Raw genomic sequence first — 16093 nt, forward strand, 5'->3', positions numbered from 1 at the left:
GCACCTTCCTAACTGTTCCCGAAAATGTCGTTGTACGCCGTGGCCAGACGCAGGGGGTCGTGGACGGGTCGGCGGCCCGACGCCCCTACTTTACCCAAGACCACCTCGGCGCCGATCATCGCGGCTGCCTTCTCGAACTCCTTCCGGTCGGGAACAGAGGCGGGATCGGCGAGGACAACATCAACACTGAACTCAGGGGCGTAGCGCCGCAGGACGTGCAGATGGTCGGCAGCGGTCATCCCGGACGTTTCCTTGGTGTCTGTGGCCAGGTTCATGGTGAGGCAGCGCTTGGCCGGGGTGTGGCACAGTGCCTGCCGCATCTCGGGGAGCAGCAGGTGCGGCAGCACGGATGTGTACCAGGAGCCCGGGCCCAGGACCACCCAGTCCGCCAGCTCGATGGCTGTCAGCGCTTCGGCGCAGGCCGGCGTGGCTTCCGGCAGGAGGCGGACCTGCTCCAGGGAACCGGCGACGGCGCAACGCGCCTGCCCGTAGATGGTCTGCAGTTGGGAGGTGCCGTCAGGAGCGGTGACCCGGACGTCGCCTTCGATAGTCAGCGGCTCGGTGGCCATGGGCAGGACCTGGCCGCGTGCGCCGAGCAGCGCCCCGGCCCACCGAAGTCCTGCGACGGCGTCGCCCAGCAGCTCCCACAGCGTGACGATCAGCAGGTTGCCCGTTGCGTGATCGTCCAGTGAGCCGCCGGGCCCCTTCCCCGGGCGGAAGCGGTGCTGCATCACGTCACGCCATGTGCGTCCCCAGTCCGTGTCGTCGCACAGGGCGGACAGCGCCATCCGTAGGTCTCCCGGCGGGAGGACGCCGTACTCGTCCCGCAGACGCCCGGAAGAGCCGCCGTCGTCCGCTACTGTGACGATGGCGGTGAGTTCCGAGGTGAGCAGGCGCAGTGCCGAGAGCGACGCGGAGAGGCCGTGGCCGCCGCCCAATGCAACAACATTCGGGCCCTTGTCCTGCTGGGTGGCCGCCGTACCGGCAGGCGGAACCAGCGGCAATGCCCCGGTAAACAGCGACATTACTCGCGGCCCAGGTCCCGGTGGGTGGTGGTCACCGTAACGCGGGGGTATTGCGCCAGCTTCTTGGAGAGTTCGACGGCGACCGCCACCGAGCGGTGCTTGCCGCCGGTGCAGCCCACGGCGATGGTGGCATAGTGCTTGTTCTCGCGGCGGTAGCCGTCCAGGACCGGTTCGAGTGCCATGACGTAGCGGTCCACGAAGTTCTTGACGCCCTCGGCTTCGAGCACGTAGTCGCTGACATCCTTGTCCAGCCCCGTGTGCGGACGCAGCTGCGGGACCCAGTGCGGGTTGGGGATAAACCGAACGTCGGCTACGTAGTTTGAGTCCACGGGCAGGCCGTACTTGAAACCGAAGCTCATCACGTTCAGGCGCAGGGCCACCGGGCCGGTTTCGCTGAAGAGTTCGGTGATGGCGGTGGCGAGGCCGTGGACGTTGTAGCCCGAGGTGTCCAGGACGACGTCGGAGCTGTCGCGCAGTTCCTGCAGCAGGTCGCGTTCGGCGGCGATGCCGTCGAGGATGCGGCCGCCGCCCTGCAGCGGGTGCGGCCGGCGTCCCTGTTCAAAGCGGCGGACCAGGACGTCGTCGCTGGCATCGAGGAAAAGGACGCGGAAGGTGACGCCGCTGGCAGCAAGCGCCCCGAGGGCCGCGCGGATGTCCGCGAACAGGCCCTTGCTGCGGACATCCACCACTACGGCAAGCCGTGGGATGGACTGGGGCGCGTGGGAGACGAGCTCGGCCAGGGTGCCCAGCATCTGCGGCGGCAGGTTCTCCACCACGTACCAGCCGTGGTCCTCCAAGGCGTCCGCCGCCGTGCTGCGCCCTGCCCCGGACATCCCGGTGACTACCAGCAGTTCCGCTTCGAGCGGCTTGACGGGCAGCATCCCGTCCTGCCCTGCTCCGGATTCCGCTGTTGTGTCTGCCATGAGGTCCGCCCCGTTTCTGCTGTTGTTTTCCGGGGTGGCCGCACCGGCTGATACCCCGCCCTCAACCCTAGCTAAGATTCTTTGATCCCCGCCAAGTTTCGGCGCTGTCCGTTAGGTTTCGATGACTTCGCCGGTGGTCATGTTGATGGCTGGTACGGTTACCGCCTCAGGCCCCGTGGCCGAGAAGTGGTTGACGATGGCACTGGCGAGGGCAGGTCCGATCCCCTTGGCTTCGGAGAGTTCCGCCACCGAAGCCGCCTTGACGCTCTTCACGGATCCGAAGTGCGCCAGGAGGGCCTTCCGCTTGGAGGCGCCCAGGCCCGGCACGCCGTCCAAAGCGGAGACGGTCATGGCCTTTCCGCGCTTCTGGCGGTGGAATGAGATGGCAAACCGGTGGGCTTCGTCGCGGATCCGCTGGAGCAGGTACAGCCCCTGGGACGTCCGCGGCAGGATCACGGGGAAGTCGCTGTCCGGCAGCCACACTTCCTCCAGGCGTTTGGCCAGGCCCACCACGTACACATCATCGATGCCGAGATCCGCCAGTGCCCGCGCCGCGGCGTTGACCTGGGGCTTGCCGCCGTCCACCACCACGAGGTTGGGCGGGTAGGCGAACCTGGCCCGGGGTGCCGGTGTTGTTGTGTCCAGCAGGGCATCGTCCCCAACCGTTTCCTGCGGCGCCTGTTCCGGCCGGCCAGGTTCATCTTCACCGGCGTTCAGGACAGCCTCGTCCACCTGCCCTGACTTGTCCTCCAGGTAATAGCGGAACCGCCTGGTCAGGACGTCGTGCATGGCAGCAGTGTCGTCGGAGGCCGCGGCACCGGTAATGGAGAACTTGCGGTAATCGGACTTTTTGGGCAGGCCGTCTTCCACCACCACCATCGACGCCACCACGTTGGTGCCCTGGACATGGGAAACGTCATAGCACTCGATGCGCAGCAGCGGCACCGGAAGGTCCAGCGCCTCCTGGAGTTCCTGCAGCGCCTGGGACCTGACGGTGAGGTCACCGGCGCGGCGGGTCTTGTGCAGCTTCAGCGCGTGCTCGGCGTTCTCCCGAACAGTGGACATCAGCGCAGCCTTGTCCCCCCGCTGGGGCACCCGGATGTCAACCTTTGCACCGCGCAGTCCCCCCAGCCATTCGGCCAGTTCAGCAGCGTTGCTGGGCGCCACCGGCACCAGAACTTCACGGGGCAGCCTGCCGTGGCTCTGCGCCTCTTCGCCGTAGACCTGCTGCAGGAGGTGCTCCACCAGGTCGGGTGTAGTGGAATCCTCCACCTTTTCCACCACCCAGCCGCGCTGTCCGCGGACCCGGCCGCCGCGGACGTGGAACACCTGCACCGCGGCTTCCAGTTCGTCCTCGTGCAGGGCAAAGACGTCGGCGTCCGTGTCTTCGGCCAGCACCACGGCATTCCGCTCGAAGACTTTCCGCAAGGCGGTGATGTCGTCGCGCAGCCGGGCTGCCCGCTCGTAATTGAGTTCCGCCACCGCTTCCGCCATCTGCTTCTCGAGCTTGGCAATGAAGCGTTTGGCCTCTCCGCCCATGAAGGAGCAGAAATCGTCGGCCAGGGCCCGGTGGTCTTCCGGGGAGATCCGGCCCACGCAGGGCGCCGAGCACTTGTCGATGTAGCCCAGCAGGCAGGGCCTGCCGCTGGCCTCGGCGCGCTTGAAGACACCGGCACTGCAGCTGCGCACCGGGAAGACGCGGAGCAGGGTGTCCATGGTCTCCCGGATGGCACCCGCGGTGTACGGCCCGAAGTAGCGCGTTCCCTTCCTCCTGTCACCGCGCATCACCTGCACGCGCGGGTATTTTTCTCCCAGGGTGACGGCGAGGTAGGGGTAGGTCTTGTCATCGCGGAAGACGACGTTGAACCGGGGCTTGAATTCCTTGATCCAGGTGTATTCCAGCTGCAGCGATTCCAGCTCGCTGCCCACCACGGTCCATTCCACACTGCTGGCCGCGTGGACCATCGCGTAGGTTTTCGGCAGGAGCCCGGCGGGATTGGCGAAGTACGAATTCAGCCGGGACCGGAGGCTTTTGGCCTTACCCACGTAGATGACCCGGCCGTTGGGGTCACGGAACCGGTACACCCCAGGGTTGGTGGGAATCTCCCCCGTTTGGGGCCGGTAACTTGCTGGATTTGCCACCTATCCATTCTACTGAGGCATGCCGGGTGCCTCTGACATGCCTACTCGATGACCTTGCTTTGGTTGTAGCTGGTGGAGCGTTTCTGGCCGCTGAGTTCAGCGATGGCGTCCATGATGCGGTCCGTAACTTCCCTGCGCGCCGGGAGCGAGTGGTCAGGGCCCGTCTTGTCGAAGTACAGCGGTTCCCCCACCTTCATGATGAAGGGCTGGGGCCGGACGCCCTTTTCGCCTGCGCGCTGAAGATTTTCCGTCCCGATCAGGCCCACCGGGATGACAGGCGCGCCGGTGGTCAGCGCCAGCCAGCCCACGCCGGTCCGCCCCCGGTAGAGGATGCCGTCACGGGAACGGGTGCCTTCGGGGTAGATCCCGATTCCTTTGCCCGACTCAAGGATGTCCAGAAGGGTCTTTAGCGCCTGGACGCTGGCGGCCTGTTCCCCGCGTTCCACGGGGATGGATCCGACGGATTCAAAAAACGCTTTCATTGCTTTGCCTTTGACGCCGCCGGTGGTGAAGTATTCGGCCTTTGCGAAGAAGGCCACCGGGCGGGGCATCAGTGCCTGGACAATGACGCTGTCAAAGAAGGACAGGTGGTTGGGTGCCACGATGAACGGACCCTCGGCGGGGACGTTTTCCAGTCCGACGACGGTGGGCCGGCATGAGCCCGAGATCAGGCTGCGGGTGGTCCAGCGGACAGCCTCAAACAGTGCCATCGTTCACCTCGGTCATCGCGGAGGCGTGGATGGCCTGCAGCCGTTCGATCGTGGCAGCCAGTTCCCCTGCGGTTTCCACCACGGCCACGGCTCCCGCCGCTTCAAGTTCCCCGTCAGGTGCGAAGCCCCATGCCACACCGATGCAATCCAGTCCGTTGGCGATCGCGCCTGACACGTCCTGGGCCCTGTCGCCGACCATGAGGGCGTGGTGGGTGCCCAGGTCTTTCAGGGCGGCGGAGATGATCTCCGTTTTTCCCAGCGGGACGCCGGCCACGGCGGATTCGTCATCTGACGATCCGTGGATTCCGTGGAACAGGCCGTCGATGCCATGGTGCTCCAGCACCGTGCGGGCCAGCCCCTGGGGTTTCTGGGTGGCCACGGCAAGGGGGCGCCCGGCGGCGACAAAGGACTCCAGGAGCTCGCCGACCCCAGGGTAGATCCGGCCCTGGCCGATGCCGGTAGCCACGTAGTACTCCCGGTAGCGGCGGATGACTTCGTCAAGCAGCCCGGCAGGAACCTGGGCCACGTTGAGCAGTGAGTCGCTCAGCTTGGGGCCGATCATCGCTTCAAGCAGGTCCTCGCCGGGAACCGGAAGCCCCACCCCGCGAAGGGCCGAAGCTATTCCATCTGTTATCCCACCGGCGGGGTCGACAAGAGTGCCGTCCAGGTCAAAGATCACGGGCACTGTTGTTTGAGTCACCGGGTTAGTTTCTCACGACAGCAGGGGTGCCTGAAACTCGCATACGCGCAGCGGAATACTTCTGGAAAAACTTCGGTCCTACGGCAGGATTTCGGCGAGGAACGCGGCCGTGTGGCTGGTCGTGGACTTGGCAAGCTGTTCGGGGGTTCCGGCAGCAACCACCTGGCCACCGCCCGAGCCCCCGTCAGGACCGAGGTCAACAATCCAGTCGGCACTCTTGATGACATCAAGGTTGTGTTCGATGGTGATCACCGTGTTGCCTTTGTCCACCAATCCCTGCAGGACCATCAGCAGCTTCCGGATGTCCTCAAAGTGGAGGCCCGTGGTGGGTTCGTCCAGGACGTACACGCTGCGGCCGTTTGACCGTTTCTGAAGTTCCGCCGCCAGCTTGACGCGCTGGGCTTCGCCTCCGGACAGTGTGGTGGCGGGCTGTCCGAGACGGACGTAGCCAAGGCCTACATCCACCAGGGTGTTCAGGTGCCGCGCAATTGGGGAGAATGCGGCGAAGAACTCCGCGCCCTCCTCAATTGGCATGTTGAGTACGTCCGCGATGGTCTTGCCCTTGTAGTGCACTTCCAGGGTTTCCCGGTTGTACCGCGCACCGTGGCACACCTCGCACGGAACATAGACGTCCGGCAGGAAGTTCATTTCAATCTTCAGCGTGCCGTCACCGGAGCAGGCTTCGCAGCGCCCGCCCTTGACGTTGAAGGAGAACCGGCCGGGGAGGTAGCCGCGGACCTTCGCCTCGGTGGTCTCGGCGAAGAGCTTGCGGATGTTGTCAAAAACACCCGTGTAGGTGGCCGGGTTGGAGCGCGGGGTGCGGCCGATGGGGCTCTGGTCCACGTGCACCACCTTGTCCAGGTGTTCCAGGCCCTGCACGGTTTTGTGCCGGCCGGCTACTTGCTTGGCGCCGTTGAGCTTGTTGGCCAGCACCTTGTACAGAATCTCGTTCACCAGGGTGGACTTGCCCGAACCGCTGACGCCGGTTACGGCAGTGAACAGTCCCAGCGGGAAGGCGGCGTCGACGTTGAGGAGGTTGTTTTCCCTCGCGCCCACCACCTTCAGTTCACGCTTCTTGTCGTACTTCCGGCGCTTTTGGGGGACCTCGATCTTCTTGCGCCCGGACAGGTAGTCGCCCGTCAGGGACGAGGTGTTTTCCAGCAGCTCCTTGTAGGAGCCGGAGTGGACCACTTGGCCGCCGTGCTCGCCGGCGCCGGGTCCGATATCCACCACCCAGTCGGCCACGTGGATGGTGTCCTCGTCATGCTCCACGACGATAAGCGTGTTGCCCATGTCCCGGAGCCGGGTAAGGGTGTCGATCAAGCGCCGGTTGTCGCGCTGGTGCAGTCCGATGGAGGGCTCGTCGAGGACATAGAGAACGCCCACGAGGCCGGAGCCGATCTGGGTAGCAAGGCGGATGCGCTGGGCCTCACCGCCGGAGAGCGTGGCTGAGGCCCGCTCGAGGTTCAGGTATTCCAGCCCGACGTCCAGCAGGAAGGTCAGCCGGGCCTGGATTTCCTTGAGCACCTGGTGCGCGATCTGGGCCTCACGGCCGGTGAGCACGAGGTTGTTCAGGAAATCGGCGCAGTCGCGCATGGGGAGGGCGGCGACGTCGGCGATGGACTTGCCGTTGATCAGCACCGAGAGGGACGCGGGGTTCAGGCGCGCACCGTTGCAGGCGGGGCAGGGAATCTGCCGCATGTATTCTTCGTAGCGGTCCCGTGCCCAGTCGGAGTCGGTCTCGCCGTGCTTGCGGTGGACGTACTGGATGGCGCCTTCAAAGCCGGTGCTGTATTTGCGTTCCCGGCCGAAGCGGTTACGGTACTGCACCACCACTTTGTGGTCCTTGCCGTGCAGGACCGTCTGGCGCACGTCCTTGCCCAGCTTTTCCCACGGGGTGTCCATGGAAAAGCCCAGTTCCTTCGCCAAACCTTCCAGGAGCCTGTTCCAGTATTCGGTGGTGGCAGTTCCCAGGGACCACGGCGCGATGGCCCCTTCGGACAGTGAGAGCTCCGGGTTGGGAACGATGAGTTCCTCGTCCACCTCGAGCTTGGTGCCAATGCCACTGCAGGCAGCGCAGGCGCCGAAGGGGTTGTTGAAGGAAAACGACCGCGGCTCGATTTCGTCAATGGCCAGCGGGTGTTCATTCGGGCAGGCAAGGTTCTCGGAGAATGCCCGGAGCCGGTGCGGATCATCTGCGTCCAGGTCAACGAATTCGGCGAGGACCCGGCCCTCGGCAAGGCCAAGGGCGGTTTCAATGGAGTCTGTAAGCCGCTGGCTGATGCCTTCCTTGACTACCAGCCGGTCCACCACGACTTCGATGGTGTGCTTGAACTGCTTGCCCAGCTTCGGCGGATCGCTCAGCTGGACAAGGTTGCCGTCCACGCGGGCGCGGGAGTAGCCCTTGGCTGTGAGCTCCTTGAAGAGGTCAACAAACTCCCCCTTCCGGCCGCGGACCACCGGAGCGAGGACCTGGAAGCGTGTGCCCTCATCCAGCTCCAACAACTGGTCAACAATTTGCTGCGGTGTCTGCTTGGCCACGGGCTCGCCGCACACGGGGCAGTGCGGGCGGCCCACACGCGCCCACAGCAGACGCATGTAGTCGTAAATCTCGGTGATGGTTCCCACGGTGGAGCGCGGGTTCTTGCTCGTGGACTTCTGGTCGATGGAGACGGCCGGTGAAAGCCCCTCGATGAAGTCGACGTCGGGCTTGTCCACCTGGCCGAGGAACTGCCTGGCGTAGGCGGAGAGCGATTCGACGTAGCGGCGCTGCCCCTCGGCGAAAATGGTGTCGAAGGCGAGGGAGGACTTGCCGGAGCCGGACAGCCCCGTAAAGACGATCATGGCGTCCCGCGGCAGGTCCAGGTCCACATTGCGCAGGTTATGCTCACGGGCGCCCTTGACGACGAGGCGGGAAAGGTCGGGGCGCTTCGGCGGCGTGGAGGGCACTACTGTGACTTCAACGGATTCGATGGCAGATTCTTCAGCTACGGCTTTAGGCACCTACTAATGCTAATCGAAAACTTTTTCGAACACTGACGCCTCGGGCCGTCAGCCGCGGTCGTAGGCTGCCGCGAGCAGCTGGACCGCCTCGGCGAACGACGCGCCCTGGGCTTTGGCGGCGCCTGCGTAGGCTGCGGCGGCCTCTGAAAGTCCGCCGAGGCGTTCATCACGTGCGCACACCACCGTGCCGTTCCTCCCGCGGGTAGCCACCACGCCGGCAGCCTCGAGCTCCTTATACGCCCTGGCCACCGTATGCGGGGCAACATCCAACCGCGCGGCCAGCGCCCTGACAGCGGGAAGCCGCGTGCCCGGCGGCAGCTTCCCGCCGTCGGCAAGATGGATAACCCGGAGCCGCAGCTGCTCGAAGAGCGGCACCGAGCTGGCCGCGTTCGGCTTCCACGAACCCGGGAAGTCAGCTGCCGGGTTCAAATGCCGGCCTCAAGCACGCCGGTCCGCCCCGCCTGCCGGGAGAACTGCGCGTTGTACAGCCGGGTGTAGTAGCTGTTCGCGGCCAGGAGGTTCTGGTGGGTGCCCTGCTCGACGATGCGTCCGTGATCCATGACCACGATTAGATCAGCGTCGCGCACGGTGGACAAACGGTGCGCGATAACAAAGCTGGTCCTGCCGCGGCGCAGCCGCTGCATGGCCTTGCGGATCAGCAGCTCTGTCCTTGAGTCCACTGAACTGGTGGCTTCATCAAGGATCAGCACCGCCCGGCCCGCCAGCTGGGCCCTGGCGATGGTAATAAGCTGCCGCTGGCCCTGGCTCAAACCGTCACCGCCGTTCTCCAGCACTGTGTCGTACCCCTGCGGCAGGGACCTGACAAAGCGGTCCACGTAGCTGGCCTCCGCTGCCGCCAGGATGTCGGCTTCTGCGGGGTCCGGATGTCCATAGGCGATGTTTTCGCGGATGGTGCCCGCAAAAAGCCATGCGTCCTGGAGCACCACGCCGAATTGGGCCCGAAGGACGTCGCGTGGGAGCGCCGCGATGTCCGTCCCATCGATGGTGATGCGGCCCGAATCCGGTTCGCAGAAGCGCAGCAGGAGGTTGATGACGGTGCTTTTGCCGGCGCCCGTATGACCGACGATTGCCACCGTCCGGCCAGGCTCCACGGCAAAGGCAAGGTCGCGGACCGCCGGCGCTGCCTTCGCATAACCAAACGTCACATTCTCAAAGACGATGCGTCCATGCAGCGGCCCGGGCGCAGCCGCTGCCGGCGGGTCGCCGGGCTCTTCTTCTGCGTCAAGCAGCGCAAAGACGCGGGCTGCAGAAGCCATGCAGGACTGCATGAGGTTGAGCATGCCTCCGATTTGCCCGACCGGCTGGGTGAAGAGCCTGCTGAACTGGATGAAGGCCTGGATGCCGCCGATCGTCATCGCCCCGGCGAGAACCTGAAGGGCGCCCACCACTGCCACGGCGATGTAGTTGAGGTTGGACATCAGGACCATCAGCGGCTGCACGATTCCGGCGGAATACTGCGCGCGGGCGGCAGCACGGGCATGCCGCTCATTGCTCCGGGCGAAGACGTCCGCGGCCTGCGACTGCTGCCCGAACGCCTTGATGACCTCATGGCCTGTGACAAACTCCTCGACGTGCGCGTTCAACTGGCCGGTCTCGGTCCATTGGGCGGCGAACTGGGTTTGCGACTTCCTGGCCACCAGCACGGTAAGAAGGGTGGAAAGGGGAACGGTGGCAATGGCGATCCCAGCCAGCAGCGGCGAGATCCACAGCATCATGGCCAGCGAACCGCATAACATCAGGACGGACATGATCAGCTGTGTCAGGAGCTGGTTCAGCGCCTGCGTGATGTTGTCGATGTCGTTGGTGGCACGGCTGAGGATGTCTCCCCTTGAGCGCTCCCGGAAGTAATTCACGGGCAGCCGGTGCAGCTTGCCCTCCACCGACTCCCGGAGGCCGTACATCAAGCCCTGCACCGAGTGGGCGGTCAGCGCCCCCTGGATCCAGTTGAACAGGGAAGCGCACACGTACATCAGCGCCACTGCTGCCAGAAGGATCCCGAGTCCTTCCTGGTTCAGGGAACGGCGCATGACCCCGTCCACCACAACGTCGGTGGCGTCGCCGAGGAACTTGGGCGCTGCAACGTTCAGCCCGGCGAAGGCGCAGGTGGCAGCAACGGCACCGAGCATGCGGAGTCGAAAGGGCCCCAGCAGGGCAAGGAGCCGGCGTGCGGTGGGCCAGAACCTTGCCGGGGCCGCATCGACGACGGTTGCATCACTCATGCGGGCCCGTCCAATGCCAGCTGGGAGTCGGCTATTTCGCGGTAGGTGCCGGATGTCTCCAGCAGTTCCTGGTGCGTTCCCTGCGCGACGAGGCGGCCGCCGTCGAGCACCAGGATCAGCCCCGCATCTTCCACCGCGGAGATACGCTCCGCGACCATTACTACTGTTGCTGCAGCGAGCGTGGTCTGCAGTGCCTGCCGCAACCGGGTGTCGGTGTCGTAGTCCAACGCTGAGAAGCTGTCGTCGAACAGATACAGGGACGTTTTGCGGAGCAGGGCGCGGGCAATGCACAACCGCTGTCGCTGGCCGCCCGAGAGGTTGGCGCCGCCCTGGCCCAGGGGCGTGGCCAGCCCCAGCGGAAGGTCGCGCACAAAGCGCATGGTCTGGGCTGTTTCAAGGGCTTCCCACAGTTCCTCATCCGTGGCCTCCGGCGCAGCCATGCGCAGGTTGCTGGCGATGGTGCCGGTGAAAAGGTGGGAATGCTGCGGAACTACTGCCATCGCGGCGCGAAGGCTGTCGAGGGAAACGTCCTTGATGTCCACTCCCCCGAGGCTGATGGTCCCCGCCGTGGCATCGAGGAAACGAGGGATCAGGTTGAGGAGGGTCGACTTTCCGCTGCCGGTAGAGCCAATGATTGCCGTCGTAGTGCCCGGGCGGGCGGTGAAAGAGACCCCCGTTAGAACGGGCTCCTCGGCGCCGGGGTAGGAAAAGCCCACTCCCCGAAACTCCAAAGTCTTCGACGGCACGGAGGGGAACTGCAGGCCGGCCGTGGCGGGACGGCGGGGCTCCTGGTCCAGCCCTTTCGGGTGCTGCGGTTCCCGTACCGAGGGCTTTGTGTCCAGGACCGCGCTGATCCGCTCCGCGCAGACCGCTGCCCGGGGTGCTGTCATGAGCACATACATTGACATCATGATGGCCAGCAGGATCTGCATGATGTAGGCAATGAATGCTGTCAGGGCTCCCAGGTTCATCAGTCCTGCCTGGATTCGGTCTCCGCCGAACCAGACCACAACCACCGAGGAAAGGTTCACGACCAGCATGACCAGGGGGAGCATCCCGGCGACGAGCAACGCGGATTGAAGGTTGTTGGCAGTCAGGCTGCCGTTGACCCGTGCGAAGCGGAGGACTTCATGGTCCTGGCGGACAAAGGCGCGGATGACGCCGGCGCCGATGATCTGCTCACGGAGGATCCCGCCTTCGCGGTCCAGCAGGTCCTGCCCTTCCCGGTACATCGGGATCATCCTGCGGACAAGGAGGTACATGATCAGCAGGAGCAGCGGAACGATGACAATTACCACCGCAGACAGTGCTGCGTCCTGCTGCAGGGCCAGGATTACTCCGCCAACCCCCATGGCCGGTCCTGCCACCAGCAGGGTGAACACGAGTACAGCGAAAGCCTGGACCTGCTGGGTGTCATTGGTGGCCCGGGTGGTCAGGCTCTGTGTTCCGAAGGATCCAACGTCCTGGGAGGACAGGGACTGGATCTTGGCAAAGATCTCGCTTCGCAGCTGCTGCCCGATCTTCATTGCAACAACGGCACCCAGGTATCCGGCTGCGATGGCGGCCGCAGCCTGCAGAACGGCAATGACGGCCATGACTGCGCCCAGGCGGGTGATCACGGCGGTCTCACCCGCCACGATGCCGTCGTCGATAATCGCCGCATTGACCGTAGGCAACAGAAGGTTCGCCGCCGCCTGAACAAGCTGCAGGAGGACGACGGCAGCCACGGCAGGTTTGTGGTCCGCCAGCAGCCGCCTCATCAATGCGATCAGCACCATACCTCCACTGCGCTCAGGGAAGCCGCCAACGGCGGTAGTGGCCTCCCCCATCGGCCAACTCCGCAATTGTAAGCTACGTCACTGGCGTTTGCAGTCATATCGCATGACCGGCCTGTGGAGGTCCTCCAACGAATGGACTTTAGTCATCCGTCCTTGCGCCCCACTGCGAAGATCCTGCGGAAGGGAAAAACGGTGCCGTGCACGCCGGATGGATAGGCTTCCCTCAGCGCGGCTGCGTAGCCAGCCTCGAACTCAGCGCCCTCCGCCGGGGAAAGCGCCGCCAGCACGGGCCGCAAGGCGGTACCGCGCACCCACTCCAGTACCGGGTCGGGGCCGGGCAACACCTGCTGGTAGGTGGTCTCCCACGCGTCTGCGGTGAACCCGGCGTCCAACAGTATCCGGAGGTAGTCCGCCGGTTCGCCCACCGACTCTCCGCCCCGCAACACCCCCTGCAGTTTGGGCGCCCACCGGGAGGAGGCTGCAAGTTGACGCATCAGCGCGTGGGACGGGGCATTGAAGTTGCCCGGGACCTGCATCGCAAACCAGGATCCGGGACGCAGCGCTGCCAGCCAGGCCCTCATCATGTCCTGGTGGCCGGGCACCCATTGCAGGGCCGCATTGCTCACCACCACGCCGGTTTCCGCGGCAGGCATCCACTCCGCGATGTCCGTGAGCTCAAACCGCAGGGAAGGAGTGCCCGGGGTGGCGTTGCGGGCTTTGCTGAGCATCTCGGCTGAGGAATCCACCCCCACGACGTCGGCCCCGGGCCATCGCTCGGCGAGGGTTGCGGTGAGGCTTCCCGGACCGCAGCCCAGATCCACCACCTGAACTGGCGACTCCGCATGGACCCTGCCCGTCAGATCGAAAAACGGCCGGTCCCGGTAATCGCCGAACTGGACGTACTTAACCGGATCCCATTTCATATCTGCCTCCACGTTCTGGTTCTGCAGGTATGGCGAAGCCTAACCCGATGGCGGCGGAATCCCGCGGAGCGTCAGGGCACTAAGCTGGAAATCAATGAAACTCGTTGACCAACTGCCCCTTCTGTCCGCCGGGGACCTGCCCGCTGCTGCCGTCGATGCCGATGCCCTTTACACCCGGTTCGTTGAATGGACGGAAAGCCGCGGGTTGGAGCTGTACCCTGCCCAGGACGAAGCGATCATGGAGCTGGCAACCGGGGCCAATGTCATCCTGGCCACGCCCACCGGTTCCGGGAAATCCCTGGTGGCCATCGCAGCACATTTCCAGGCTATGGCGCAGGGCAGGCGCAGCTACTACACCGCGCCCATCAAAGCACTGGTGTCGGAAAAGTTCTTTGCCCTCTGCGACATTTTCGGCGCGGAAAACGTGGGGATGATTACCGGCGATTCCGGAGTCAACCAGGACGCGCCCATCATCTGCTGCACTGCGGAAATCCTGGCCAACACCGCGCTCCGGGAAGGGGCGGCCGCCGAGCTGGGCTCGGTGATCATGGACGAGTTCCACTTCTACTCGGACCCGCAGCGCGGCTGGGCCTGGCAGGTGCCGCTGCTGGAGCTCCCGCAGGCGCAGTTCCTCCTGATGTCCGCCACGCTCGGCGACGTCAGCAGGTTCGAAGAGGGCCTGACCGGGCTGACCGGACGCGCCACCACCACGGTGAGCTCCGCGGAGCGGCCCATCCCGCTGCATTACTACTATCACGAGACCCCGGTGCACGAGACGCTGGAAGAACTACTCTCCACCAAACAGGTGCCGGTGTATGTAGTTCATTTCAGCCAAATCGAGGCGATCGACCGCGCGCAGACGCTGATGAGCATCAATGTCTGCACCCGCGAGGAAAAGGACAGGATCGCGGAGCTGATTGCCAACTTCCGCTTCGCCGCCGGGTTCGGCAAGACCCTCAACCGCCTGGTCCGCCACGGAATCGGGGTGCACCACGCCGGCATGCTCCCCAAGTACCGCCGGCTGGTGGAGCAACTGGCACAGGCGGGGCTGCTGAAGGTCATCTGCGGCACCGACACACTGGGGGTGGGCATCAATGTGCCCATCCGCACTGTGCTCCTGACCGCTCTGAGCAAGTACGACGGCGTACGCACCCGGCAGCTTAACTCCCGAGAGTTCCACCAGATTGCCGGCCGGGCCGGACGTGCAGGCTACGACACTGCCGGGACCGTGGTGGTCCAGGCACCCGAGCACGTCACCGAGAACGTGAAGGCCATGGCCAAAGCCACCGCCAAGTTCGGGGACGACCCGAAGAAACTGCGCCAGGTGGTGAAGAAAAAGCCGCCGGAGGGTTTTGTGTCCTGGGGCGAGCCCACCTTCAAGCGCCTGGTTGAATCGGTGCCGGAGCCGCTCAGTTCGAGCTTCACGGTGACGCATGCGATGCTGATGAACCTGATGGAACGGCCGGGCGATCCCTTTGCTGCTGCCCGCCGCCTCCTCACCGAAAACCATGAGACCCGGTCCTCGCAGCTGCAGCTGATGAAGAAGGCGCTGGGCATTTACCGGGAACTGCTGGCCGCCGAGGTGGTGGAACGGATTCCGCCCGAGCAGCAGGGCCGGGACGGCCGCACCGTCCGCCTCACCGTGCACCTGCAGCCAAACTTCGCACTCAACCAGCCGCTGTCCCCCTTCGCGCTCGCTGCGCTGGAGCTCCTTGACCCGGAGTCGCCGTCGTACGCCCTCGACGTGGTGTCCGTGATCGAGGCGACGCTGGAAAAGCCGCGCCAGATCCTCTCTGCCCAGCAGAAAAAAGCCCGCGGCGAAGCGATAGCTGCCATGAAGGCCGACGGCATCGAGTACGACCAGCGGATGGCAATGCTGGAGGCAGTGACGTACCCGCAGCCCTTGGCAGAAATCCTGGGCGAAGCGTTTGAGGTGTACCGCAAGGCCGCCCCATGGGTGGGGGATTTCGAACTGGCACCCAAGTCCGTGGTGCGGGACATGTACGAGCGCGCGATGAATTTCGGCGAGTTTGTGCAGTTTTATGGCCTGGCCCGCTCGGAAGGCATCGTTCTGCGGTACCTGGCGGACGCCTTCAAGGCGCTGCGGCAGACAGTGCCGCAGGACATGTTGCGCGAAGACCTGGAGGATCTGACCGCCTGGCTGGGTGAGCTGGTCCGCCAGGTCGACTCCAGCCTGCTCGATGAGTGGGAGGAGTTGGCGTCCGGCGGAGCACCCACGCCGCACGATGCTCCGCCGCCTCCGCCGCCGTCGCTGACGTCCAACACCCGGGCCTTCCGCGTGATGGTGCGCAACGAGATGTTCCGGCGGGTGGAACTGTTTGCGGACGAGGACGCAGCAGCGCTCGGCGAACTGGACGGCAGTGCAGGCTGGGACGCCGACCGCTGGGAAGACGTGCTGGACGACTACTTCGACGAGCACAATGACATTGGTACCGGCCCTGACGCCCGCGGGCCGGGCCTGCTCATCATCACCGAGGAGCCCGGCGGGTGGAAGGTCCGGCAGATTTTTGACGACCCTGCCCGGAACCACGACTGGGGCATCTCCGCCGAGGTGGACCTGGAAGCCTCGGATGAAACCGGAACAGCAGTGCTGCGGGTGACGGACGTGAACCGGCTCTGATCTCCTGC

At 65.0% G+C, this 16093-nt stretch carries 11 protein-coding genes; 1 reads left to right on the forward strand and 10 read right to left on the reverse strand.

The window, feature by feature from the left end; all coding sequences use genetic code 11:
• Positions 1 to 8: 8 nt before the first annotated feature.
• The 10 genes from AC5RVN_RS05195 to AC5RVN_RS05240 form a co-directional block, all read right to left on the reverse strand.
• On the reverse strand, positions 9 to 1025 hold the full coding sequence (locus tag AC5RVN_RS05195; RefSeq protein ID WP_494137261.1) for a gluconeogenesis factor YvcK family protein: 1017 nt from the start codon (positions 1023 to 1025) through the stop codon (positions 9 to 11).
• Positions 1025 to 1948, reverse strand: coding sequence for an RNase adapter RapZ (rapZ, locus tag AC5RVN_RS05200; RefSeq protein WP_494039612.1), 924 nt, complete (start codon positions 1946 to 1948; stop codon positions 1025 to 1027). Before rapZ ends, AC5RVN_RS05195 begins: the two co-directional genes overlap by 1 nt.
• Before the next feature lie 111 nt (positions 1949 to 2059).
• On the reverse strand, positions 2060 to 4090 hold the full coding sequence (uvrC, locus tag AC5RVN_RS05205; RefSeq protein WP_494137262.1) for an excinuclease ABC subunit UvrC: 2031 nt from the start codon (positions 4088 to 4090) through the stop codon (positions 2060 to 2062).
• Positions 4091 to 4131: 41 nt separating this feature from the next.
• Positions 4132 to 4800 carry a lysophospholipid acyltransferase family protein gene (locus AC5RVN_RS05210; protein ID WP_494137263.1) on the reverse strand — a complete coding sequence of 223 codons (669 nt, stop codon included), beginning with the start codon at positions 4798 to 4800 and terminating at the stop codon, positions 4132 to 4134.
• Positions 4787 to 5500 (reverse strand): HAD hydrolase-like protein, encoded by a 714-nt coding sequence (locus tag AC5RVN_RS05215; protein ID WP_494104757.1) that lies wholly within the window; start codon positions 5498 to 5500, stop codon positions 4787 to 4789. The genes AC5RVN_RS05210 and AC5RVN_RS05215 overlap by 14 nt, the downstream gene beginning before the upstream one ends.
• A gap of 78 nt (positions 5501 to 5578) precedes the next feature.
• Positions 5579 to 8503 (reverse strand): excinuclease ABC subunit UvrA, encoded by a 2925-nt coding sequence (uvrA, locus tag AC5RVN_RS05220; protein ID WP_494039608.1) that lies wholly within the window; start codon positions 8501 to 8503, stop codon positions 5579 to 5581.
• 48 nt (positions 8504 to 8551) lie between these two features.
• Positions 8552 to 8932: a GntR family transcriptional regulator gene (locus AC5RVN_RS05225; protein ID WP_494104756.1), complete on the reverse strand. Its 381-nt coding sequence runs from the start codon at positions 8930 to 8932 to the stop codon at positions 8552 to 8554.
• A complete protein-coding gene (locus tag AC5RVN_RS05230) occupies positions 8929 to 10743 on the reverse strand; it encodes an ABC transporter ATP-binding protein (protein WP_494137264.1) in 1815 nt (604 codons plus the stop codon). The genes AC5RVN_RS05225 and AC5RVN_RS05230 overlap by 4 nt, the downstream gene beginning before the upstream one ends.
• Positions 10740 to 12503 (reverse strand): ABC transporter ATP-binding protein, encoded by a 1764-nt coding sequence (locus AC5RVN_RS05235; RefSeq protein WP_494137428.1) that lies wholly within the window; start codon positions 12501 to 12503, stop codon positions 10740 to 10742. The genes AC5RVN_RS05230 and AC5RVN_RS05235 overlap by 4 nt, the downstream gene beginning before the upstream one ends.
• 161 nt (positions 12504 to 12664) lie before the next feature.
• On the reverse strand, positions 12665 to 13444 hold the full coding sequence (locus tag AC5RVN_RS05240; protein WP_494137265.1) for a trans-aconitate 2-methyltransferase: 780 nt from the start codon (positions 13442 to 13444) through the stop codon (positions 12665 to 12667).
• 94 nt (positions 13445 to 13538) lie between these two features.
• Between AC5RVN_RS05240 and AC5RVN_RS05245 the strand changes: the two genes are divergently transcribed.
• Complete coding sequence (locus tag AC5RVN_RS05245) at positions 13539 to 16085, forward strand: DEAD/DEAH box helicase (protein WP_494137266.1); 2547 nt, start codon at positions 13539 to 13541, stop codon at positions 16083 to 16085.
• The last annotated feature ends 8 nt before the right edge of the window (positions 16086 to 16093 follow it).

This window comes from Arthrobacter sp. sptzw32, assembly GCF_059089735.1.

Coding starts and splice junctions, on each gene's coding strand:
- AC5RVN_RS05195 (WP_494137261.1), bottom strand. CDS start 1,025: ATGTCGCTGTTTACCGGGGCATTGCCGCTGGTTCCGCCTGCCGGTACG.
- rapZ (WP_494039612.1), bottom strand. CDS start 1,948: ATGGCAGACACAACAGCGGAATCCGGAGCAGGGCAGGACGGGATGCTG.
- AC5RVN_RS05210 (WP_494137263.1), bottom strand. CDS start 4,800: ATGGCACTGTTTGAGGCTGTCCGCTGGACCACCCGCAGCCTGATCTCG.
- AC5RVN_RS05230 (WP_494137264.1), bottom strand. CDS start 10,743: ATGAGTGATGCAACCGTCGTCGATGCGGCCCCGGCAAGGTTCTGGCCC.
- AC5RVN_RS05235 (WP_494137428.1), bottom strand. CDS start 12,503: ATGAGGCGGCTGCTGGCGGACCACAAACCTGCCGTGGCTGCCGTCGTC.
- AC5RVN_RS05240 (WP_494137265.1), bottom strand. CDS start 13,444: ATGAAATGGGATCCGGTTAAGTACGTCCAGTTCGGCGATTACCGGGAC.
- AC5RVN_RS05245 (WP_494137266.1), top strand. CDS start 13,539: ATGAAACTCGTTGACCAACTGCCCCTTCTGTCCGCCGGGGACCTGCCC.